The 1,669-nt window shown below is 51.2% G+C and carries 2 protein-coding genes; both read left to right on the forward strand.

The genetic code is table 11. The annotated features are described in order from the left end of the window. Positions 1–248 (forward strand): hypothetical protein (locus H6A20_RS12980; RefSeq protein ID WP_204907520.1); only part of this gene is annotated, 248 nt, incomplete at its 5' end. A gap of 160 nt (positions 249–408) precedes the next feature. Beyond that, on the forward strand, positions 409–1,669 hold a 1,261-nt coding region (locus H6A20_RS12985; protein ID WP_204907521.1), incomplete at its 3' end, for a hypothetical protein.

Consider the following 1,669-nt stretch of genomic DNA (forward strand, 5'->3'; position numbering starts at 1 on the left):
AGCAATATGGCGCTGTGGATCAGCCTGATGATGGTTTCCTGCGGCGGATTGCTGGGGATGCTGTTCTACAAACGGAAAAAAACAGCGGCCGGGAAATAAGGCTTAAAGATAAAACAAAACCGGCAAAAGCGCCTGCGGGCGGGCTTCGTGCAAAAACCACAGCCCGCCCCGGCGCAGCCAGCGTTGTTTTGCAGAAGGGATATCCCTTCTTTATGCTTTGGTATTCACCAAAGCATAAAGAACTTTAACTGCGGCAAAGAAGGTTATTCGTTCCGCCCTGGCTGCCTGAACCGGCGCACCGGGGAACGGATGGCATAGAACACAGAGAAAAAGGCGGTGACACACCAAAAAGAATGATCAAACCTGTATATTCACATAAAAGTTATCTTGAAAGGAGAAAAATCAGTTATGAAACTAAAGCGCAAACTTCTTGCAGGACTGCTGACGCTTTGTATGGCTGTTGGAATGGCTGTGCCGGCGTTTGCGGCGAACGGCCCCTCGTCCGGGGACATGAGCGCCGCATGGGTGCAGCTGTATGATAGCAGTGTAGAAGAACCCGATGGCAGCTATTTTGGTTATGTACTTTATAGCAACGGCGGCGAGGCTGACACGGTGGAGGGCGCTGTCTATGACAAGGCTACCAACACCATCACCCTGACAAACTACAACCACCCGGAAATGACCCTTGCCACCAACGAGATGGGCGACGATTTGAAGCTTCATCTGGTGGGTGACAATCATATCGCCGAACTGATTGTATGGGGCTTCGGCTGGGGCGGCAATCTGGAAATTACCGGAGACGGCTCCCTGACCATCAATGAAAACAAAACGTCTCAGACTGCGGCGATCCGCTTTATGGCCGAGGGAACACAGGGTCTGCTCAAGGTCGGCTCAAACGCTTCTGTGACAGCGTATAAGAGCGCAGGTGAAAACACTTATTCTGCGGCCTTTGTATCGACAACATCCTCAACCCTTCCCTTCACAGGTAATCTGGAAACAGAGCTTGCCCTGACCGCCAATTCCGGCATCGAGGGGGAGACCACCGAAAGGGAAAATGTCATATATGAAAGTGGATATGTTGCTCAAAACTGGAAGGTTCTCACCAAGGGCGAGGACGGAAAGAAATACGGCGTTGATTACAGAACAATCTACACCGGCAGCGATTTAACAAACGGCAAGCCTGTGGGCTATATCCACGAGCTGGTGAAGGTGGAAGGACTTCCTAGCCAAAATGAATATCTTGCCGTTCATATTGCTACCGTTGACGGACTTGAAAAGGACGTTCTGCCTGAGGGATATACCGACTCAGGGGAAACCATCAGCGCCAAAACAGGCGATATCAGCTCTATGACAGTGCTGATCAAGGACGGGCAGAGGTTTTATTGGGGAGTAGACCCGAATCATTCCCAGTGGTTGGTCTATCAGACCGCCGTTGATGACGTAACTGCGGAGGATTGGGGTCAGACAACCCTGACAAAAATTGTAGTGCCTGTGGCTGGAGAAGGCGTCAGCGGTGCGACCGAAGAAGATATTCCGGCAGGCTATACCACCAACGTGGTAAAGACCGGCATGTATAGCTACTACTGCACCAATGATGTGATCAAAGTATCCCCGTCCGGGACTTCTACCGATCCGGGCACTGATCCTGGAACAAAACCTGGTGAGGATA

Source organism: Mordavella massiliensis (assembly GCF_016901695.1).
Lineage (GTDB): Bacteria > Bacillota > Clostridia > Lachnospirales > Lachnospiraceae > Claveliimonas > Claveliimonas massiliensis_A.